Raw genomic sequence first — 20,786 nt, 5'->3', positions numbered from 1 at the left:
CGCCGTGGATAAATCAATACAGCGTAGAACGGGAAACTTCGCTCAACAACATACCGGCACGCAGGCCCAACGCCACACCGGGGTTAGGGAACAGTATCCACGCCCCCTCCTGGCCCACGCGATACTCCTCCTGCGGCTGCTCGCACAGCAACATCCCCGGTTTCAGCTCGGTGAAGTTGGCCGTGTCATCGTCCAGGTGCAGCTTGAAATCTTCGCTGTGCTTGATCAACGAGTGCATCACACGGAAAACCCGAATCTCGGCGCCCGCACGCACCGGCGGCGGCCCTTCGCTGACCGCCGCCCGCAGCGCGCGATCGATGGCGGCGAATTGCTGCAGATTGTTACTGCCGAACGGCCGCGCCTTGCCCAACTCGAGCGTACAGCTCGCCGCATTGAGATGTTCGCTGGAGTAGTGGCTAAAGGTACCGCCCGGCGCGCTGTGCACCACCAGCGCATCCAGATCGGCGGCATCCAGCAGCTGCAACATCGGCTCGCTGTACGGGCGTTTCTGGAAGGGCAGAATGCCGAAGCGCGGCAAACGCGATTCACGGATGGCGGTGTGCAAATCGTAGTGGAAACGCGCCGCCTGCTCGCCATCGAAAAAGGCGGCGAGCGCACGCTCCAACTGCTGCGCGCGCACGGTTTCGCCGCTGGCGGCGAAGTTGCGGTAGCGGCCGCCGAACATGCGGTTCATATCGCTGTGCAGATAACGCTTGCCGGCCCGCATCGCCGCCGGGTTACCCAGCACCACCAACAGCCGCACCTTCAGCGGCAACCGGCCGGCCAGCAGATCGCCGACCAGCTGATTGAGCAGTTCAATCGGCGCGGTTTCGTTGCCGTGCACGCCCGCCGACATCACCATCGCCTGGCGGTAAGGCTGCCGCGGCGTGAGCTCCAGCACCCCTTCCCCCTGCCAGCGCCAGCGCAGCTGTGGTGTTTCACCCTGCCATTCGACGGGTTCGTTCCCTTCCAGCGTCAGGGGCAGTAGATCGATCATGCCGCCTCCGTTAGCGTTGGAATGGATAGATGGAACCGAGGCCGAGGATCGACGTCAGCGCATCCAGCGCCTCGCGCCCTTCGCGCAGCAGCAGCGGATCGGCCAGGTCATCCTGCGTCAGGCGATCGCGGTAATGACGATCCACCCATTCGTTCAGCGTCGCAAACAGCCGCTCGTTCATCATCACGCGCGGATTGACCGCTCTCAACTCTTGTTCGTTGAGCGCCACCCGCAGCCGCAGGCAGGCCGGGCCGCCGCCGTTGCGCATGCTTTCGCGCAGGTCGAACACGCGGATTTCATCGATCGGGCCGCCGCTGCCGACCATGTCGTTCAGATAACGCCACACGCCGGCGTGCTGACGCGACTCTTCCGGCACCACGATCATCATCCTGCCGTTCGGTTTGGTAAGAATTTGGCTATTGAACAGGTAGGTCGCCACCGCGTCCGCCACCGAAACGCGCTCGGTCGGCACCTCGATCGCCACCAGCTCGCTGTCCAGCGACGCCATCTTGCGGCGCACTTCATCCAGCGCCTGCTGCTGGCGGTGAAACGCCTGCTGGTGGTGGAACAGTACATTTTGGTTGCTGACCGCAATCACGTCGTTATGGAACACGCCCTGATCGATCACCGCCGGGTTTTGCTGCACAAAGACCGTATGCTGCTCGTCCAACTGGTGCAGGCGAGCGATCGCCTCGCCAGCTTCGCGCGTCTGGCGCGCCGGATAACGCGCCGGCGCCGTTTCGCCGCCGAACTCCTGCCGACCGTAGACGAACACCTGCACGCTGCGCCTGGCGTAGTCGCCGCCCAAACGGTTGTGGTTGGCGGCCCCTTCGTCGCCGAACAACGCCACCTGCGGCAACGCCTCATGGTGGGCGAAATGCCGATCGTCGCTGAACATCGCCCGCAATACGGCGGTGGTGGTTTCCGCTTCGATGGCGCGGTGGAATTTGTTGTTCAGGTTGGCGGCGGTGAAATGCACCTTGCCGTCGGCGCTGTCCGCCGAAGGCGACACGGTGGCCGCATTGGCGGTCCACATGCAAGATGCCGAGCTGAGCGCCGACAGCAGGCGCGGCGACTGACGCATCGCCTGCGCCAGCACCGCCTCATCGCTGCCGCTGAAACCCAGGCGCCGCAGCATCGGCAAGTGCGGCCGCTCCTGCGGCGGCAATACCCCTTGCTGGAAACCGAGATCGGCCAGCGCCTTCATTTTCAGCAAACCTTGTTTCGCCGCCAGCTTCGGGTTCGATACGCTGTTTTGGTGCTGCGTCGAGGCCTCATTGCCGAACGACAGCCCGGCATAGTGGTGCGTCGGCCCCACCAAACCGTCGAAATTGACTTCATATCCTGACATGGCTATCCCCTGGGGATGGCCTGCGGCGGCGCCATCGCGCCGCCGCAGACGATTAACGGAACGACAAGCCCGGCGAGAGCGTCGCCGGCAGCGACAGGCTTTCGCTTTCCAGCGACGCCATCGGCCAGGCGCAATAGTCCGCCGCATAGAAGGCGCTTGGGCGATGGTTGCCGGAGGCCCCCACGCCACCGAACGGCGCCGCGCTGGACGCCCCGGTCAGCGGCTTGTTCCAGTTGACGATGCCGGCGCGCGCTTCCAGCAGCAGCCGCTCGAACAACTCGCGCTGCGGCGATACCAGCCCCACCGACAGGCCGTAGCGCGTCCGGTTGGCCAGCTGTAGCGCTTCGTCGAAATCGCGGTAACGCACGATGGTGGTCAAGGGGCCGAAATACTCTTCGTCCGGTACGCCGGCCACGCCGGTCAGATCGACGATGCCCGGGCTGAGCAGCGAACTGCCCGGTTCCAGCAGGCGCATGCTCAGCAGCGATTTGCCGCCCAGCGCCAGCAAGCGCTGCTGCGCGTTCAGCATGTTTTCCGCCGCGGCTGCCGACACCACCCCGCCCATGAACGGCTGCGGTTCGGCATCCCAGCGGCCGACGCGCAGTTCACCCGCCACCTGGACCAAACGTTCGATAAAGGCGTCGCCTTCCGCCCCCTGCTTCACCAGGATACGGCGTGAACAGGTGCAGCGTTGGCCGGCGGAGATAAACGCCGATTGGATAGCCAGGTTGACCGCCGCATCGCGATCGTCAAAACCGTCGACGATCAGCGCGTTGTTGCCGCCCATCTCCAGCGCCAGGATCTTCTCCGGCTGCCCCGCCAATTGGCGATGCAGGTGATAGCCGGTGCCGGCGCTGCCGGTGAACAGCAGGCCGTCGATATCCGCACTGGACGCCAGCGCTTCGCCGGTCTCGCGGCCGCCTTGCACCAGGTTGATCACCCCGTTCGGCAGGCCGGCCTGCAGCCACAGCTTCAGGGTCTCCTCGGCGGTCAGCGGCGTCAGCTCGCTCGGTTTGAATACCACGCAGTTGCCGGCCAACAGCGCCGGCACGATATGGCCGTTCGGCAGATGGCCGGGGAAGTTGTAAGGCCCGAACACCGCCAGCACGCCGTGCGGACGATGGCGCAGCACCGAAGCGCCGTCGGCCATCGCCGTCTGGCTAAAGCCGGTGCGCGTCTGATAGGCCTGCAGCGAAATGCCCACCTTGCCGATCATCGCCTGAATTTCGGTCAGCGTTTCCCAGCGCGGTTTGCCGGTCTCGCGGCTGATGGTTTCCGCCAGCGACTGCTTGTGTTCTTCCAGCAAGGCGGCGAAGCGTCTTACCAGCTGTTCGCGCTGCTCGAACGGCGTACGCGCCCAGGCCGGGAACGCGGCGCGCGCGGCCTCGCAGGCGGCGGCGACGTCGTCGGTATCGGCGGCGTTGGCGCGCCACAGCGGCTGGTTGCCGACCGGATCGGCCTTGCCGAACTCGGCGCCGCGGCCCTGCCGCCAGACGCCGTTAATCAACAGTGCAGGATGAGACATCATGCTTTCTCCTGTGCAATAAGGGGGAGCACCCGCACCGGGCTGCCCTGTTCGACGCCCAGCGCCGCGGCGGTGGCGGCGTTGATATGCAGGCGGTCGTCATACAGATCGGCATTGACCAACAGTGCGCGGTAGTGCTGATAGTTGTCGTTGGCCACCAGATGCACCGGCGCATCGGCGCGCATCGGCGTGTCATCCAGCACCACTTTCACCAGGCGGCTCTGCTTCACCGCGCGGATGTGGTCGATCTCGGCTTCCAGCGTCGGGCCGCCGTCGAAGATATCGACGTAGCCCTGATAGCTCAGGCCTTCCGCCTCCAGCAACCGGCGCGCCGGCAGGGTTTGCGGATGCACTTCGCCGATCACTTTCTGCGCGTCTTCGGCCAGGAAATCGACATACAACGGGTGTTTCGGCATCAGTTCGGCGATAAACGCCTTTTGCCCGGTGCCGCTCAGGTAGTCCGCCTTGGCGAACTCGATGGAGAAGAAATGGCGCCCGACGCTCTCCCAGAACGGCGATCGGCCGTTTTCATCGGAGAAACCGCGCATCTCGGCGATCAGGCGCCGGGAGAAACGTTCGCGGAACGCGGCAATAAACAGGAAACGCACCTTCGACAGCAGCTTGCCGTTCTCACCGTGACGATAATCCGGATCGAGGAACAGCGTGCACAGCTCCGAATGGCCGGTATGATCGTTGCTGAGGAACAGCGTCGGCACCGATTTATAGACGTTCAGCTGTTTGGAAGCGTGCACCTGCGTGCCTACGCGGAAGCTGTACCAGGGTTCCGCCAGGCCGACGGCCACTTCGATCGCGCAGACCCCGACCACCTGACGGCGCTCGCTGTCTTCCAACACGAACAAATAACACTGGTCACTTTGCGGAAGTTCGCCTTGCCAGGTTTTTAACGCCCGCTCAATGCGTGCCGACAGGGTATCTTCATTTTGCGGCAGTGAAGTGAGACCGATGCCGGATTTACCGGCCAGCGTCAATAAATCCGCCAGATCGCGACGCTCTATAGGGCGAATAATCATCATAATGCGAACCTCTTCTGAATCAGGCTGCGCCGGTGAAGGCGCAGCCCGCTGATTAGCTGCAAATGCGCGCCACGGCGCGCGCGAATCGCGCCAGCCCCTCTTTCACATCCTGCTCAGGGATGATCAGCGACGGCGTGAAACGCACCACGTCCGGGCCGGCGATCAGCGCGATAACGCCTTCTTCGTTGGCCAGTTGGGTGATCTGCTTCGCTTTGCCGGCATAGTCTTTCGTCAATTGGCAGCCGATCAGCAAACCGCCGCCGCGAATGTCGGCGAAGATCGGGTACTGACGGTTGATGTCGTTCAACCCGTCGATAAACCACTGGTGACGCTGTTTGACGCCCTCCAGCACTTCCGAGGTGTTGATGATGGAGAACACCGTCCCCGCCACCGCCGTCGCCAGCGGGTTGCCGCCGTAGGTGGTGCCGTGGGTGCCGACGCCCAGCGTTTTCGCCAGCGCATCGGTGGTCAGCATGGCGCCGATAGGGAAGCCGCCGCCCAGCGCTTTGGCGGTGGTCAGCACGTCCGGCACCACGCCGTACTGCATGTAGGCATACAGGTGGCCGGTGCGGCCGACGCCGGTCTGCACTTCGTCGAAGATCAGCAGCGCATTATGGCGATCGCACAGCTCACGCAGCCCCTGCAGGAAACTGGCTTCCGCCGGCAGCACGCCGCCCTCGCCCTGGATCGGCTCGACGATCACCGCGCAGGTGCGATCGTTGATAAGCTCGGCCGCCGCGGCCAGATCGTTGTACGGCGTATGGGTGATGCCGCCCGGCAGCGGCGCAAAGTCCTGCGAGTATTTTGGCTGGCCGCCGGCGGACACGGTAAACAGCGTGCGGCCGTGGAACGCGTTGTTGAACGCCACAATCTGATCCTTACCGGCGCCGTGCTGGTCGTGCGCATGCTTGCGCGCCAGTTTCAGCGCCGCTTCGTTGGCTTCGGCGCCCGAGTTGCAGAAGAACACCTTGTCGGCGAAGGTGGCGTCGATCAATTTTTTGGCCAGGCGCAGCACCGGTTCGTTGGTATAGCCATTGCCCAGATGCCACAGTTTGCCCGCCTGCTCCACCAGCGCCGCCTTGACCGCCGGGTGCGCATGCCCCAACGCGTTAACCGCGATGCCGCCGGCGAAGTCGATGTAAGACTTACCCTGCTGATCCCACACCTGCGAGCCTTCTCCCCGCACCAGAATAAAATCGGCAGGGGCATAAACCGGGACCATCCAGTCATCGAAAGACTGGCGGGTAACTGCGATTGGCTGTTCCATAGTGACCTCATAATCTCAGCAAAGGCTGAATTTTGACTGTAAGGGCCGCTCAGGCCCGGCTAGGCCGCCACATTGCAAAAAAACCGTTGTTCAAAACCGACTTTCACGGCGGAGAAAATGCTGCCCCTTACCGCTGATTTAGAAACAAATCTGTTACATAAAATCGGTTTTTCACTATTTATGGCGTATATCCGGTCCCTGAGCGGGGAGTAAATGTTAACTAGCAGTTAAAATACATGTCGTTTGATAAAGAGTGTAGAGCAGCTATCGTGCCAAAACGGGATTTTTACCGGATTTTGCTATTTCTGGCGTTAAAACAACGGCTTATATTGCATAGTTATTCATTTTCTATGCATTGGTAATGCATAAATTAAAAAATAAGGCCTAAAATCATCATTGCGCGCGAAATCCTATTCAATTGCGAAAAACTTCAGGATTTCTGATCGGGCTCGCAAAAATAATTTCGCCGGATTTGCTCGCTATCACACTTTTTGCCCCCAGTGGGTGCAGCAGTGCGCCAGAATGGTGCATCGCGGCAGCGACGCGAGACCCCACCGGCCAAAAGGGGCCACGCTGGCCGCGGATCCTGCTTTGTGCGCCAGCGACTACACTGTGATCCTGACCGCCCCTTCTCTTTTGCGCACAAGGAGTCCCCATGCCCAAGAAAACCGTCGATCTCAGCCAGCCGCACGCCCAACACGACATCCGCGCGTTTCTCGACGCGCTGAATGCCGGCGGCGGTAAACCTATGGAACAGATGAAGCCCAAAGAGGCGCGCAGGATGTTGGAGGACGCGCAACGCAGCGTCGAGGTGCCGCTGCGCGAGGTCGATATCAGCGAGAAAACCATTCACGTAGAAGGTCAGGATATTCTGCTGCAGCTGGTGCGGCCGGCCAGGGTCAAAGAGGCGCTGCCGGTATTCATGTTCTTCCACGGCGGTGGCTGGGTGCTGGGCGATTTTCCCACCCATGAACGGCTGGTGCGCGATCTGGTGCACAGCTCAGGTGCGGCGGCGGTGTTCGTCAATTATCCCCGCTCACCGGAGGTGCGCTACCCTGAGGCGATCAACCTGGCTTACGCCGCCACCGAATGGGTGGCCGAGTACGGCGAGAAGATCAACGTCGACGGCTCGCGGCTGGCGGTGGTCGGCAACAGCGCCGGCGGCAATATGGCGGCGGTGGTCAGCCTGATGGCCAAACAGAAAGGCATACCGGCGCTGCGCTGCCAGATCCTGCTGTGGCCCGTCACCCGCGCCCAGTTTGATACCGATTCCTATCATCAGTTTGCCGAAGGCCATTTCCTGACCCGCAACATGATGAAGTGGTTTTGGGACAGCTACGCGCCCGATAAGGCGCAGCGCAAAGACATCTACGCCTCGCCGCTCAACGCCACGCCGGACCAGCTGCGGGGGTTGCCGCCGGCGCTGGTGCAAACCGCCGAGCTGGACGTGCTGCGCGATGAGGGCGAAGCCTACGCGCGTCTGCTCGATGCCGCCGGCGTCGAGGTCACCTCCACCCGCTATAACGGGCTGATCCACGACTACGGCCTGTTGAATCCGCTCGCCCACGTCCCGGCGGTGCATTCGGCGATCCACCAGGCCGGGCGCGCGTTGAAGCACTATCTGTCCTGACGCCAGGTGTGCCGTTCAGCCTGCCGCCGCCAGCCCCCGGATAAGTTTGGCTAAGGTTTTGATCGCCTCTTCAAAGCGGTCGTTCCATTCAAAAGAGGCGTTGAGACGGAAGCAGTGGTTGAAATGGTCGCCGGTGGTAAACATGCGCCCCGGCGCGATGCTAATGCCCCGGGAAAGGGCCCGCCGGTACAGTTCCATCGACGACAGCGCCGGATCCAGCTCCAGCCACAGGAAGTAGCCGCCGTCGGGCTGGCTGACCTTCACCGTCGGCGGGAAATGGTGGGCGATCGCCTGACGCATCGCGCTTTGCCGCTGAGCCAGCAGGCGCCGCAGCCGCCGCAGATGGGTATCGTAGCCGCCGTGCAGCAGATAATCCGCCAGCGCCATCTGGGTCGGCACGCTGGTGGAAACGGTGCTCATCAGCTGCAAACGCTGGATCTGCTGCGCATAACGCCCTGCCGCCACCCAGCCGACGCGAAAGCCCGGCGCCAGGCATTTGGAAAACGACGAGCAGTGCAGGATCTGGCCGCCGCTGTCGAGCGCCTTGGCTGGCAGCGGCCGTTCCGCGCTGAAGTACAGTTCGCCGTAGACGTCGTCTTCAATCAGCGAGATCTGCCGTTCGCGCAGCAGCGTCACCAGCCGTTGCTTGTTGGCCTCCGGCAGGGTGGCGCCCTGCGGGTTCTGGAAATGGGTCATCAACCAGCAGGCTTTGATCGGATACTGGTCCACCGCCTGCTGCAGCGCGTCCAGATCGATGCCGTCCTGCGGATGCGTAGCGATCGCCACCGCCTTTAACCGCAGCCGTTCCAGCGCCTGCAGCGCGCCGTAAAACGCCGGCGATTCGATCGCCACATAGTCGCCCGGCTGGGTCACCGCCTGCAGGCTGAGGCTGAGCGACTCCATCGCCCCGGCGGTGATGACGATTTCGTCCGGCGCGACCTGCATGCCGCTCAGCGCATAGCGTTGGGCGATGTGCCGCCGCAGCGCGTCGTTGCCCGGCGGCAGGTTGGCCAGCGAACTGTGCGGCGTGAACTTGCGCGCCACGCTGCTCAGCGCGCGCGCCAGCTTCGGCTGGGCGAACAGCGTGGCGTCGGGAAAGGCCGAACCGAAAGGCACGATATCCGGATCCTTGCAGGCCTGCAGCACGTCGAAAATAAAGGCGTTGATGTCCACCTGCTCGCTCAGCAACAGCTTCTCGCCGCGCGAAGGCTGGGGCAGCGGCTGCGGGCGCGCCGCCACGTAGTAGCCCGACTGCGGCCGGGCGACGATCCACCCCTGGCTCTCCAGCAGTTGGTAAGACTGCACCACCGTCATCAGGCTCAGTCCGGCGCGTTTGCCGCTCTCGCGCAGCGAAGGCAGCTTGTCGCCCGCCCGCCACACCCGGTTCTGGATCTGTTCTCTAATCTGCTGCGCAAGCTGCTCGTATCGGGTCATAACCATTAACTGTTATATGAAAAAGTAAAATAACTGTCACTATTATAGTCACTGTACTCCGTGCTTAACTTAACGCCAAGTATTTCACATAAAAATGACAGCTATACTCAAGAGGTTAATTTATGTTCAACCCTAGGAGGCGCCATGCTGGGTCTTGATGCACTGGAACTCGCCAGAATACAGTTCGCCTTCACCGTGTCTTTCCATATCATCTTCCCCGCCATCACCATCGGTTTAGCCAGCTATCTGGCGGTGCTGGAAGGATTATGGTTGAAAACGCACAATGAAGCCTACCGTGAGCTTTACCACTTCTGGTCAAAGATTTTCGCCGTCAACTTCGGCATGGGCGTGGTGTCCGGGCTGGTGATGGCCTATCAGTTCGGCACCAACTGGAGCTTCTTCTCCGAGTTCGCCGGCAGCATTACCGGGCCGCTGCTGACCTATGAAGTGCTGACCGCCTTCTTCCTCGAAGCCGGTTTCCTCGGCGTAATGCTGTTCGGCTGGAACCGCGTCGGCCCCGGCCTGCACTTCTTCGCCACCTGCATGGTGGCGCTCGGCACGCTGATCTCCACCTTCTGGATCCTGGCTTCCAACAGCTGGATGCAGACGCCACAGGGGCATGAAATCATCAACGGCCAGGTGGTACCGGTCGACTGGCTGAAGGTGATCTTCAACCCGTCCTTCCCGTACCGCCTGCTGCACATGTCCACCGCCGCCTTCCTCTCCTCGGCGTTCTTCGTCGGCGCCTCCGCCGCCTGGCACCTGCTGCGCGGCCGCGATACCCCGGCGATGCGCAAAATGCTGTCGATGGCGATGTGGATGGCGCTGATCGTCGCGCCGGTGCAGGCGCTGATCGGCGATGCGCATGGCCTGAATACGCTGAAACACCAGCCGGCGAAGATCGCCGCCATCGAAGGCCACTGGGAAAACCCGCCGGGCGAAGCCACGCCGCTTATCCTGGTCGGTTGGCCGGACATGGAGCGCGAAGAGACCCGCTTCAAGCTGGAAGTACCGTACCTCGGCAGCCTGATCCTGACCCACAGCCTGACCGAACAGGTACCGGCGCTCAAATCCTTCCCGCCGGAAGATCGCCCCAACTCCACCGTGGTGTTCTGGTCGTTCCGCATCATGGTCGGGCTGGGCATGCTGATGATCCTGGCCGGGGTGTGGAGCCTGTGGCTGCGCTGGCGCGGCGGGCTGTATCAGTCGCGTCCGTTCCTGTACTTCATCCTGTGGATGGGCCCTTCCGGGCTGCTGGCGCTGCTGGCGGGCTGGTTCACCACCGAGATCGGCCGCCAGCCGTGGGTGGTGTACGGCCTGCTGCGCACCAAGGACGCGGTCTCCGCGCACGGCGATCTGCACATGAGCATCAGCCTGCTGGCGTTCATCATCGTCTACTGCTCGGTGTTCGGCGTGGGCTATTCCTACATGATGCGCCTGATCCGCAAAGGGCCGCAGCCGCATGAACACCAAGAAGACAATACCGAGGGCCGGCCGGCGCGTCCGCTGTCCGCGGTCAACGACACTCTGGACGACAGGAGCTGAACATGGGCATCGATCTTCCGCTGATTTGGTTTGTGATCATCGTGTTCAGCACCATGATGTACGTGGTGATGGACGGTTTCGACCTGGGCATCGGCATCCTGTTTCCGTGGGTGAAAGAGAGCGGCGACCGCGATCTGATGATGAACACCGTCGCCCCAGTGTGGGACGGCAATGAGACCTGGCTGGTGCTGGGCGGCGCCGCGCTGTTCGGCGCCTTCCCGCTGGCCTACTCGGTGATCCTCGACGCGCTGGCGATCCCGCTGACGCTGATGCTGATCGGGCTGATTTTCCGCGGCGTGGCCTTCGAGTTTCGCTTCAAGGCGACGCCGGAGAAACGCCATATCTGGGACAAGGCGTTCATCTGGGGCTCAATCTTCGCCACCTTCAGCCAGGGTGTGGTGGTGGGCGCCGTGATCAACGGCTTCCCGGTCGAAGGCCGCACCTACGCCGGCGGCGCACTGGACTGGCTGACGCCGTTCGCGTTGTTCTGCGGGCTGGGGCTGGTGGTGACCTACGCCCTGCTAGGCTGCACCTGGCTGGTGATGAAAACCGCCGGTGATCTGCAGGCGCGCATGTATCATCTGGCGACGCCGCTGCTGGCGATCCTGTTGCTGGTGCTGGCCGCGGTCAGTATCTGGACGCCGATCGCGCATCCGGAAATCGCCGCCCGCTGGTTTACGCTGCCGAATTTGTTCTGGCTGCTGCCGGTGCCGGTGCTGGTGCTGCTCAGCGCCTGGGGAATTCAGCGCGGGGTGAAACGCGGCGCGCACTACTCGCCGTTCATACTGACGCTGCTGCTGGTGTTCCTCGGCCTGAGCGGGCTTGGCATCAGCATCTGGCCGCACCTGATCCCGCCGGCCATCAGCCTGTGGGACGCCGCCGCCCCGCCGCAGAGCCTCGGCTTTATGCTGGTGGGCGCGCTGTTCATCATCCCGATCATTCTGGTCTACACCTTCTGGAGCTACTACGTGTTCCGCGGCAAGATCAGCCATGAACACGGCTATCACTGAGAAGGGAGGACGCTATGCAAGATAAAACGGCAACCGCCGCGCCGGCGCCCTGGTGGAAACGCATCGGCTGGCTGGTGATCATCTGGAGCGCCAGCGTGCTGGGGCTGTTCGTGGTCGCCTCGCTGTTCCGCCTGCTGATGACCGCGGCGGGCATGAAGTCGCATTGACGCGGCGCCTTATCTGGCCGCGCTGGTGGGAAAGTAGAAGGAAACCACCAGCGTGACCAGCGGCAAGGCGCCGATCTTCACCAGTTCGAACGCTTGCCTCAGCGCTTCATTTTTGTCCCAATACGCGTGGGCGGCGAATACGCCCACGCTGACCGCGAATATCCCGCACAATACCTGGCGCGCCAGGCGCAGACGCTCCATTTCGTCGAAGACCAACACCTGCTCCAGATAAACCTGGCTGGCCTCATCGCGCAGATTACGGCTTTCGATGTTCATGGGAAGATCTCCACGACCCGCCCCACCGCTTCAAGCTGTTCACCCTTCTCCCGTACAATGCCAAGAGAAGTACCATCCTGTTTCATCCAGTACTTATCGGCAAGGGTAATCAGTGCAAACGCCATTTTGATTACCTCGGTTTTTTCCATCCCATGACGCCGGGCAATATCGTTCAGATCATCATCAATTTTATTCGATAACCGAATCGGCAAGCTGCGCATAGTCCACCTCCTGTGGCCGTTGATTCACAGGGGGAAAGTCTACTGGAAGGGCAACTATCGTTCAATTAGTGAACTGCGTAACGCCTCGCACAATCCGCATGCAACGCTAATGTGGTTTGCGCCCCATCGCGCTGAGGAAGCGCTGCTGCAGGCGCAACAGCTCCCCCAGCTCCAGCAGGCGGTAGTCGATGCCGAAACGCGGCGCTACCTCGCCGATGATGCGGCTCAGCGCCGGGTAATGACGGTGGCTCCAGTGCGGGAACAGATGATGCGTCAAATGCAGGTTCGCCCCGCCGAGCCAGTATCCCAGCCAACGCGGCCGGGTCAGCCAGTCGAAGGTGGTGGCGAACACATGGTGATACCAGCCGTGCGGCATCGCGCCCTGCGCTGGCGCCTGGTAAAAATTGGCCTTGGCCCAGTGGGTGCCGATGATCAACATCACGAACAGCAATGAAGAAAGCATCTGGCTCAGCAAATAGACCAGCAGAATTTGCCCGATGCCGATGGCCGGCGGCAGCAGCCAGCACGGGATCGCCAGCGCCAGCAGCAGGTGCGCCGCCTTGCCCGCCAGAAATCCGCACCAGCCGCGCACACCCTGCTGCGCCATGCGTGCCGCCACGCGGGTGCGGCCCGCCCGATCCAGCCAGTCGAACAGCCAGATGTAGTACGGGAACGTCAGCGCCGCCACCAGCGGCCAATAGTAGCGCTGGGCGCGCATAAAGGGCCGCCAGCGCTGGAACGGCGTTTGCCGCAGCACGCCGTTGGCGTCGATGTCGGGGTCGTAATGTTCGATATTGTTATGGGCATGGTGGAACAGCACGTGCCGCACGCGCCAGCAGTCGGGATCCAGCCCCAGCGGCACGCTCACCAGGGCGTTCAGCCAGCGGTTGGCCCAGGGCCGACGGAAAAACGCGTTATGTGAGGCATCGTGCACCACGTTCACCGTCAGGAACATGCCGATAAAGATAAAACCGAAGTAGCAAGCGAAAAACGCCCAGCCGTTTTGCTGCTGCAGGCTCAACCCGTAACACAGGCCGCACAGCGCCAGCAGCAGCGCCACCTTCGCCAGCATGCCGCCGTCGGCGAAGCGGTGATCGCCGTTGGCCGCCAGATAATGCTGGGCGGCCTGCATCAGCGCACGATGTAGCCCACTGTCGTCACGCCGGTAGGCTAACGGACGCAGCGGCTTCATGGCTGCCCCATCCGGCGTAAGAAGCGCTGTTGCTGCGCCAGCAGTTCGCGATAGCCGATGCAGCGGTACGCCATGCCGTGCCGATGCGCCACTTCCGCCACTGCGGCGGCCAGCGCCGGGTAGTGGCGGTGATTCCAGCCGGGAAACAGGTGGTGGGTCAGGTGATAGTTCAGCCCGCCGGTCAGGTGCTCCAGCCAGCGCGGCTCGGGCTGCCAGTCGCAGGCGGTGGCGAAATTGTGCCGGTACCAACCGTGCGGCATGCTGTCACCCGCCGGCGCCGGGTAAAACTCGGCCTGCGCCCAGTGGGTGCCCAGCAGCAGGAACACCACCAGCAGCGAGGCAAACATCTGGCTGAGCACGTAAGCCAACAGCACCCAGCCCCAACCGATGCCGTGCAGGTGGCACAGGATCAGCGGCACCACCAGCACCAGCGCCACATGAAGCAATTTGCACAGCACGAACAGCCTCCAACCGCCGCGCCCCGCCAGCACGCGTTTTTCCCGCAGCGGCGTTTTATCGAGCCGATCGGACCAATCGAAAATCCACGCGATGTAGGGCAGCGAGAGCGCGGCGATCAGCGGCCAGTACAGATGCTGATAGCGCATATGCGGCCGCCAGCGCTGGAACGGCGTCTGGCGGAAAAAGCCGTTCTCTTCGGTGTCCAGATCGTAGTGTTCGACGTTGGCGTAAACGTGGTGGTAATCCACGTGGCGCGTGCGCCAGTAGTCCGGATCGACGCCCAGCGGCAGCGTCACCAGCCGCCCCACCAGGCGATTGGCCCAGGGCGCGCGCAAGAAGGCGTTATGCGAAGCATCGTGGTTGACGTTGACGTTGAGCAGCATGCCCATGGCCACGAACAGGAAATAGCAGAGGAAAAACGCCCAGGGCTGATGCTGCATCAGGCTCAGGGCGTAAAACCCGACGCACAGCGCCAGCAACAGCGCGGCCTTGGCCAATCGCGCGGCATCGGCATAGCGATGATCGCCCGCCAGGCAGGCGTGCGCCGCGCGCTTGAGATCGCGGTGAAACGCCTGCTCGCCATCGGCGGGGAAACGCAGCGGCGGCAATAAGTCAGCCATGCGGTTCCTCCACGGCGGCCGGCGCGGCCACTCGCCCCCAGCCCAGCGCCACGCACAGGGCATGCAGCGCGACGGCGGCCATGGCGATATGCCAATAGCGCTGCGGCCAGCCAAGATAGCCGATAAACAGCAGCGGCATGCCCAGCGCGATCAGCAGCCAGACGGCGCTCGCCCACCGCCGCCCTTCCGTCATGCCACCCAGCGCTACCGAGCCCAACGCCAGCAGCACCAGCAGCGCCATTTGCGGCCAGCTGATGTCGCCGTAGCCGTAACCGTATTGGTAGACGTAACCGACCACCAACGAGAACAGCAGCATAGCGCCGCTGAAGACGCTGAGCGCCGAACGGCGGTCGCGCGGCCGGCCCGGCGCCGGGCGCCATGCCAGACGGAAATAGCGCAGAAACGGCAGATTGCTCGCCCAGAACGGGTTGGCGGACGGCCGATCGCCGCTGACGCCGTAGCTGAACGGCGTGGTCGGCAACGCCGGGCAGAACGTGCCGAACAGCTTGTCCCAGAAGATAAAGCTGCCGCCGAAGTTCTTATTGGAATACGCCATGTCCTTGACGTGGTGCACCCGGTGGTGCGCCGGCGTGACCAGGATTTTTTCCAGCACGCCCAGCTTCGGCGTCAGCGCATTGTGGTTAAACAGCTGAATGCTGTAGTGAAAAATCGACACCGTGACGAACACCGACAGCGGCACGCCCGCCAGCGCCAGCAGCAAAAAGAACGGGATCGACGTCAACGACGAATACCAGGAGTTGCGCACCCCCAGCGACAGGTTGAAGTGCTCCCCCTGGTGGTGCACCACGTGTACCGCCCACAGCACGCGGAAGCGGTGGTGCAGGCGATGCAGCCAGTAGAAACCGAAGTCCCACGCCAGCAGGGCGAACAGCCACATCAGCAGCGGCGGCCAGGCGTCCAGCAGCCCCAGACTGAAATGCGCGGCCACGTAGCCGTAGCAGGTGATCTCCAGCCCGCGGAACAGCCACAGCATGATATGGCCGGAGTTCAGGTTAAACACCAGATCGTGCCAGTTGACCGGCTCACGGCGCCCCCACTGCAGCGCCACCGCCTCGGCCACCACGATGAACAGCATGAACACTATCGGCAACGCCAGATCGCTCATCCCATTTCTCCTTTAACCACCCGCCGGCGCAGGGTCTTGATGCGCAGGGCCAACCACCCGGCGCACAGCGCCAGCAGCGCGCCGGCGGCCAGATCGACAAACAAATGGCGGCGCAGCTGCAGAATGGAGAACGCGATCGCCACACCCCACAGCATCCACAGCGCCGTCCGCATTTTGCGCTCGCCGTCGCTCAGCGCCCACACCGCCAGCACCGTCAGCGCCATATGCAACGAAGGCAGGCAGTTCTGCGGCGAATCCACCTGCGTTAACGCCGCCAGCAGCTGCGCGCTGATCCCAACGCCCTCGTTCTGCGGATAGGCCATGGTGGTCGGCCACAGCAGGTAAACGGCCCCGGCGCCCAGCGCCGTCAGCTGCATCGCCAGCGTCAGCCATTTGATTCGCCGCAGCGGCGCCAGCAAATAGCCCGCCGGGACGATGAGGAAGAACGACAGGTAGAGCCAAATGGCCGCCGGGTTGAACGGGATTGCCCGGTCAAGCGCCGACGGCGGCAACAGGGTTCCCGCCCCCTGCAGGCGATCGGTCAGGCTATACACCACCCCGACCGTCCCCCAGCCGAGCAACATGTGCCCTAGCCTGAACAGCGTATTTTTCATGCTTCCTCCGCCTGGCGCACGATGCGCCGCCGCTTGCGATCGAACTGCGGCAAAACCGCCTGCGCCGTCAACCGCCATTCGAGCCGATCGGTGGCGATGCCCTGGCGAGCGAACAGCGCGATCAGCTGCGCCTGGCAGTGCGCCAACGCCGCCGGGCTGCAATCGGCGATCAGCTCCAGCCGGTGCTCGCCGCGCTGGATCAGGCGGTAATCGCTGGTCAGCGGCAGCGCATTGGCGATCGTCCGGCTGCAGGCATCGGCGAATACCGCCTGCGGCTGCCGCTGCGCATCGGGCAACATCAGCTGATCGTCGCGCCGCCCTTCGATACGCGCAATCGCGCGCGTCGGCTGCCCGCACGGGCAGGGTTCCTTGCACAGCACCAGCACATCGTCCAGCCGATAACGCACGATCGGCTGCGTGCTGCGGGTGAAGTCAGTGATCAACGGCGTGAAACGCTGCTCGTCGATCCACTGCGGTTCGATATGCAAAAACTCTTCGTTCAGATGCAGCGTGCCGTGCGCGCAAGTCGCGGCCAGGAACCCCTCGGTAGCCTGATACACTTCACCAACCGCCGGAAACACCTGCATCAGCAGGCGGCGATCCTGTTCTTCCAACACCTCGGCGACCGAAATCACTTTTTTGACCGGCAGCGTCACCTGCCCGGCCAGCACCGCCAGCGCCAGGGCGCGCAGCACCTGCGCCGGCGCCACGATGATGCTGGGCGCCTGCCGTTCCAGCGCGGGCAGATGCTCGCTGAACGGCGCCAGCAAATCGTAAAACGCCAGGCTCAGCCAACGGTTGTTTACGCTGTGATAGAGATTATTGTCCGCCCGCAGAAACAGCGCGACGCGCTCGCCGGCCAGCAGCCCGTCCGGCAGCATCTTCGCCAGCATGCCGCCGGCCCACACCTGCTGTTCGCGCGGGCTGACGACAAACACGCCGCGCTGCCCAGAGGTGCCGGACGACAACCCGACGCTGTAGCGGCCGATCTTTGGCGTGAAATCGCGATCCGCCTCGCTGCGCTGCGCGCAGGCCAGCACCGCCTCCCGGCTCAGCCCGGCGGTATTCATCCGGTCGAACTGCGCCATCATCAGCGCCTTGTCCATCTGCGGCCATTCGGCGAACGGCCGGCGGCTGAAACACTGAAAATAGGGGCTCTTGCTCAGCACCCGGCGGGCAAAGCCCGCGAGCTGCCGGGCCTGATGCGCCTCCAGCGCCGCACGATCGCCAAAGCGCAGGCGCCGGGCGCGGAAGTAGTGCCAAAGGGTCATGAAGGGGATCACAGGTCCCCCTCGTGGCACAGCAAAATGTTGACCTGGCCGCCCGCCCACAGTTGGTTAAGCCGCTCCAGCGTGCGGGTGTACGCCGCCGCATCGTCCATCACCAGATTGGCCAGGCGCGAAGGCCCGCGCAGCGTCTGGTAACTCTGCGGCGACCAGGCGGCGTCGCTGGCCAACAGCGTCCAGCCGGCGTCGGTGAGGATAAAGGCGCCGATATGGCCGGCCGCATGCCCCGGCAGCGGCACCAGCACGATCTGCCCTTCACTGCCCGGCAGCGCGTAACCGCGATCGAACGGCGCCAGCAGCGCGGGCAACGTCACCGAGGGAAAAGCTTCCATAAACTGCAGGCGGCTCTCGAAATCCGCCGGAATCAGGCCGGGAATAAAGGCGCGCTTGAGCGCCGCGAAACCGCGCAGCCCACGGGTTTGCTGCCAGCCTTCGCCGCAGCAAATAAAATCGAGGCGGCTGAAATCCTGCAGCCCGGCGATGTGATCCGCGTGAAAGTGCGAGACGATCAGCGCCTGGATGTCGCCTTCGGCGTAACCGGCTTCGCGCAGCTGATGCGCCAACGACTCAGCGGGGTCGAAGTAGACCGGCGTCATGCGGCGGTAAAGGCTGAACACCCCCGACTGCGTGTGCTGCTGAAAATAATGCGCGTAGCCGGTATCCCACAGCCAGCGGCGCTCTCCCACCTCCAGCAGATAGGCGCGCGCCGGGAATTTACACACCCGGAACCCGGCGCCGCGCAGCGCCATACAGCCGATATGCGTGCAATAGCCCACTTCAAAAACGGTGACCTTAGCCATGCTGTATGCCTCCTTGCTGCCGCAGCCACTCGCCGGTCAGGCGGATCCCCTCTTCCATCGAGTAACGCGGCCGATAGCCCAGCTCTTCGATCGCGCGCGTCTGGCTCAGGGTCATGTCGAAATGCACCGCCGCCACGCTGTAGCGCGTCAGCGGCGGTTCTTGGCCGCTCAGCGTTGCCCACAGCTCCATGCCGCCGGCCAGCGTATGCAGCAGCGGATAAGGCACGGCCTGCAGCAGGTAACGCAGCCCCAGCTCCTGGCGCAGCAGTGCATCCAGCATCTCCGCCAGCCGCTGTGGTTGATGGTTGGTGATGTTATACACGGCGCCGGACGGCAATCCGCGCTGCCGGCTGGCCAGCTCCATGGCGTGCACCACGTTGGGGGCAAAGGTCAGATCCAGCAGCGCTTGCCCGCCGCCGGGCAGCCGCAGCACGCCGCGATCGCGTTCGAGCTGCTGCAACAGCCGCGGCACGATCACCCGATCGTGCGGGCCAAACAGGCCGCGCGGCCGCAGCATAATATAGGTGGTTTGCGGGTAGATCTTCGCCTGCGCCAACAGCCGCTGCTCGGCGGCGTGCTTGCTGGCGGCATAGTGATTGGCGAAGCGCCGGGCGCGATAACCCTCATCAAGATCGTAATGCGGCTGAAAATCGAAGTAGATTGCCGGCGTGGAGATATGCACGAAGCGCCGCACGCCGCAGCGCCCGGCCGCCTCCGCCAGTTTCTCCGTCGCCGCGGCGTTGATGCGGTGAAATTCCGCTTTGCTGCCCCAGGGCGAAGACTTGGCCGCACAGTGCCACACCCACTCGCAGTCGGTCACCAGCTCCCGGCACTGCTGCGGCGTGGCCTGCGCCAGATCGCGCGAGTAAAATTCAGCGCCCATCTGCCGCAACGCTTCGCCGGCCCGCTCATCGCGGCCGGTGGCGCGCACCTGATGCCCGGCCTCCAGCAACCACTGCGCCGCGTTGCGCCCCAGCCCGCTGGTCGCCCCGGTCACCAGCACCCTCATGGCAGCAACACCATGCCGGCCAGCGCCAGCCCGGCGGCGGTGCCGATCAGCATCACCGGCTGGCCGGGGTTGAAGCGCCCGCTGGTCACGGCGGCATGCAGCGCGGTCGGGATAGAGGCCGCCACCTGGTTGCCGTGATGGCGGTAGATGTCCACCAGCGCCTCGCTGGAGACGTGCAGCCGTTTACGCATATGTTCGAGCGACAAATGGCTGGCCTGGTGCGGCACCACGGTGGCGATCTGCGCCAGGGTCAAGCCGCTGGCGCTCAGCAGCCGGTCGAGGTAGTCCTCAATCAGCGCCGACGCCTGACGGAACAGCGGTTTGCCCTGCATATGAAACAGGAAGTCCTGCTCGCACATCCCGGCACGCGGGTTGCGGCGCGTGCCGCCGGCGCGGATCTCGCACAGTTCGCTGCCGGCGGGATAGGTTTCCACCAGGCTGGCGAGGATGCCGCCGGTGCCGTCACCGCGCTCCACGATGGCGCAGGCGGCGCCGTCGCCGAAGATCAGCGACGACTCTTCGTGCTGCCAGTCGATGCCGCGCGAAGCGAGATCCGCCGAGACGATGGCGATACGCCGATACGTCCCGGCGTTCAACAGCCCCGCCGCCACCTGCAGTGCAGAGATAAAGCTGACGCAGCTGCTGTTGATGTCGAAGCCCGGCGTACCCGGCGCCAATCCGGCGATCTTGAGAATATGCGCGGCAGAGCACGGCAGCGCCTGTACCGCTATCGCCGAGGCGGAGATCAGCAGGTCAATCGAAGCGGCCGGAATAGTGCTGCGGGCCAGCGCGTCTTGCAGTGCGGCGGCGGCGAGCTCGGCCTGGCTGGCGTCGTCGGCGGCGTGATAGCGGTAAACGATGCCCGAGCGCTTTTCAACGTAGCCGGCCGGTTTCCCCAGGCGGGCATCGAGCGTAGAGGAGGCCACGCGGTTGGGCGGCAACGCGGCCCCGGTGGCGATGATTTTCAGAGGCAACAGCTCGGGTGAGCGACATTGTGTGGTCATTATTGTTATTGATTAACCTGACTATCCATAAAGCGATTCTCCCGCGCGGCGCGAAGGCCATGCGGATCATCCCCGGTTTTTATGTCCCAAAAGGCCTTTCATCAAGGCGCTATCTCTTGTTATCGGCTACCACGGGCCGACCTCCGTCGGCGCAAGCATAAGCGTAACATGACTGAGATAGTTAGTTTACGACAAGGCGGCGAGAATGGGCAGACGGCA

Annotated in this window: 20 protein-coding genes; 4 read left to right on the top strand and 16 right to left on the bottom strand. The window is 63.5% G+C overall.

What is annotated here, in order from left to right; all coding sequences use genetic code 11:
* Positions 1-13: 13 nt before the first annotated feature.
* From astE to ACF8MC_RS01610, 5 genes are read right to left on the bottom strand one after another with little or no spacing between them, the layout of a single operon-like run.
* Entirely contained in the window at positions 14-997 is a 984-nt protein-coding gene (gene astE, locus ACF8MC_RS01630; RefSeq protein WP_353038264.1) for a succinylglutamate desuccinylase, read from the bottom strand.
* Between the two features lie 10 nt (positions 998-1,007).
* On the bottom strand, positions 1,008-2,348 hold the full coding sequence (gene astB, locus ACF8MC_RS01625) for an N-succinylarginine dihydrolase (RefSeq protein ID WP_164104826.1): 1,341 nt from the start codon (positions 2,346-2,348) through the stop codon (positions 1,008-1,010).
* Between the two features lie 52 nt (positions 2,349-2,400).
* Positions 2,401-3,873 carry a succinylglutamate-semialdehyde dehydrogenase gene (gene astD, locus ACF8MC_RS01620; RefSeq protein WP_103798923.1) on the bottom strand — a complete coding sequence of 491 codons (1,473 nt, stop codon included), beginning with the start codon at positions 3,871-3,873 and terminating at the stop codon, positions 2,401-2,403.
* Entirely contained in the window at positions 3,873-4,907 is a 1,035-nt protein-coding gene (gene astA / locus ACF8MC_RS01615; protein ID WP_033647701.1) for an arginine N-succinyltransferase, read from the bottom strand. The genes astD and astA overlap by 1 nt, the downstream gene beginning before the upstream one ends.
* A 52-nt stretch (positions 4,908-4,959) precedes the next feature.
* The gene (locus ACF8MC_RS01610) at positions 4,960-6,174 is read right to left on the bottom strand and encodes an aspartate aminotransferase family protein (RefSeq protein WP_060452580.1); all 1,215 of its coding nucleotides are present in this window, start codon (positions 6,172-6,174) and stop codon (positions 4,960-4,962) included.
* Positions 6,175-6,829: 655 nt separating this feature from the next.
* Here ACF8MC_RS01610 and ACF8MC_RS01605 point away from each other — a divergent pair.
* Complete coding sequence (locus ACF8MC_RS01605) at positions 6,830-7,804, top strand: alpha/beta hydrolase (RefSeq protein WP_164104827.1); 975 nt, start codon at positions 6,830-6,832, stop codon at positions 7,802-7,804.
* A 15-nt stretch (positions 7,805-7,819) separates the two neighbouring features.
* On the opposite strand, the gene ACF8MC_RS01600 is transcribed toward ACF8MC_RS01605, so the two are convergent.
* A complete protein-coding gene (locus tag ACF8MC_RS01600) occupies positions 7,820-9,238 on the bottom strand; it encodes a PLP-dependent aminotransferase family protein (RefSeq protein WP_033647705.1) in 1,419 nt (472 codons plus the stop codon).
* Positions 9,239-9,382: 144 nt separating this feature from the next.
* Here ACF8MC_RS01600 and ACF8MC_RS01595 point away from each other — a divergent pair, with 144 nt between their 5' ends.
* The 3 genes from ACF8MC_RS01595 to ACF8MC_RS01585 are packed head-to-tail and all read left to right on the top strand — an operon-like array spanning position 9,383 to position 11,960.
* Positions 9,383-10,783: a cytochrome ubiquinol oxidase subunit I gene (locus ACF8MC_RS01595; RefSeq protein WP_033647706.1), complete on the top strand. Its 1,401-nt coding sequence runs from the start codon at positions 9,383-9,385 to the stop codon at positions 10,781-10,783.
* 2 nt (positions 10,784-10,785) lie between these two features.
* Positions 10,786-11,793, top strand: coding sequence for a cytochrome d ubiquinol oxidase subunit II (gene cydB, locus ACF8MC_RS01590; protein WP_033653684.1), 1,008 nt, complete (start codon positions 10,786-10,788; stop codon positions 11,791-11,793).
* A 14-nt stretch (positions 11,794-11,807) separates the two neighbouring features.
* Positions 11,808-11,960 carry a DUF2474 domain-containing protein gene (locus ACF8MC_RS01585; protein ID WP_071605360.1) on the top strand — a complete coding sequence of 51 codons (153 nt, stop codon included), beginning with the start codon at positions 11,808-11,810 and terminating at the stop codon, positions 11,958-11,960.
* A gap of 9 nt (positions 11,961-11,969) precedes the next feature.
* Here the strand turns inward: ACF8MC_RS01585 and ACF8MC_RS01580 are convergent, their stop codons facing one another.
* From ACF8MC_RS01580 to ACF8MC_RS01535, 10 genes are all read right to left on the bottom strand, one after another.
* A complete protein-coding gene (locus ACF8MC_RS01580) occupies positions 11,970-12,236 on the bottom strand; it encodes a hypothetical protein (protein ID WP_049212727.1) in 267 nt (88 codons plus the stop codon).
* Complete coding sequence (locus ACF8MC_RS01575; protein WP_025303190.1) at positions 12,233-12,457, bottom strand: hypothetical protein; 225 nt, start codon at positions 12,455-12,457, stop codon at positions 12,233-12,235. The genes ACF8MC_RS01580 and ACF8MC_RS01575 overlap by 4 nt, the downstream gene beginning before the upstream one ends.
* 106 nt (positions 12,458-12,563) lie before the next feature.
* Complete coding sequence (locus tag ACF8MC_RS01570; RefSeq protein WP_049212725.1) at positions 12,564-13,649, bottom strand: acyl-CoA desaturase; 1,086 nt, start codon at positions 13,647-13,649, stop codon at positions 12,564-12,566.
* Entirely contained in the window at positions 13,646-14,728 is a 1,083-nt protein-coding gene (locus tag ACF8MC_RS01565; protein WP_049212724.1) for an acyl-CoA desaturase, read from the bottom strand. Before ACF8MC_RS01565 ends, ACF8MC_RS01570 begins: the two co-directional genes overlap by 4 nt.
* Positions 14,721-15,854 carry a sterol desaturase family protein gene (locus ACF8MC_RS01560; protein WP_041035547.1) on the bottom strand — a complete coding sequence of 378 codons (1,134 nt, stop codon included), beginning with the start codon at positions 15,852-15,854 and terminating at the stop codon, positions 14,721-14,723. The genes ACF8MC_RS01565 and ACF8MC_RS01560 overlap by 8 nt, the downstream gene beginning before the upstream one ends.
* On the bottom strand, positions 15,851-16,468 hold the full coding sequence (locus ACF8MC_RS01555; protein WP_164104828.1) for a phosphatase PAP2 family protein: 618 nt from the start codon (positions 16,466-16,468) through the stop codon (positions 15,851-15,853). Before ACF8MC_RS01555 ends, ACF8MC_RS01560 begins: the two co-directional genes overlap by 4 nt.
* Positions 16,465-17,751, bottom strand: a complete 1,287-nt coding sequence (locus ACF8MC_RS01550; protein WP_164104829.1) for a F390 synthetase-related protein — start codon at positions 17,749-17,751, stop codon at positions 16,465-16,467. The genes ACF8MC_RS01555 and ACF8MC_RS01550 overlap by 4 nt, the downstream gene beginning before the upstream one ends.
* Complete coding sequence (locus tag ACF8MC_RS01545; RefSeq protein WP_164104830.1) at positions 17,748-18,554, bottom strand: MBL fold metallo-hydrolase; 807 nt, start codon at positions 18,552-18,554, stop codon at positions 17,748-17,750. Before ACF8MC_RS01545 ends, ACF8MC_RS01550 begins: the two co-directional genes overlap by 4 nt.
* Positions 18,547-19,563: an NAD(P)-dependent oxidoreductase gene (locus tag ACF8MC_RS01540; RefSeq protein ID WP_164104831.1), complete on the bottom strand. Its 1,017-nt coding sequence runs from the start codon at positions 19,561-19,563 to the stop codon at positions 18,547-18,549. Before ACF8MC_RS01540 ends, ACF8MC_RS01545 begins: the two co-directional genes overlap by 8 nt.
* Positions 19,560-20,567 carry a 3-oxoacyl-[acyl-carrier-protein] synthase III C-terminal domain-containing protein gene (locus ACF8MC_RS01535; RefSeq protein WP_060443114.1) on the bottom strand — a complete coding sequence of 336 codons (1,008 nt, stop codon included), beginning with the start codon at positions 20,565-20,567 and terminating at the stop codon, positions 19,560-19,562. Before ACF8MC_RS01535 ends, ACF8MC_RS01540 begins: the two co-directional genes overlap by 4 nt.
* Positions 20,568-20,786: the final 219 nt, after the last annotated feature.

Source organism: Serratia sp. LACPHL-BACT-2024-00286, from assembly GCF_043109535.1.
Taxonomy (GTDB): Bacteria; Pseudomonadota; Gammaproteobacteria; order Enterobacterales; family Enterobacteriaceae; genus Serratia; species Serratia sarumanii.
This window is presented reverse-complemented; position numbering and strand designations above follow the sequence as displayed.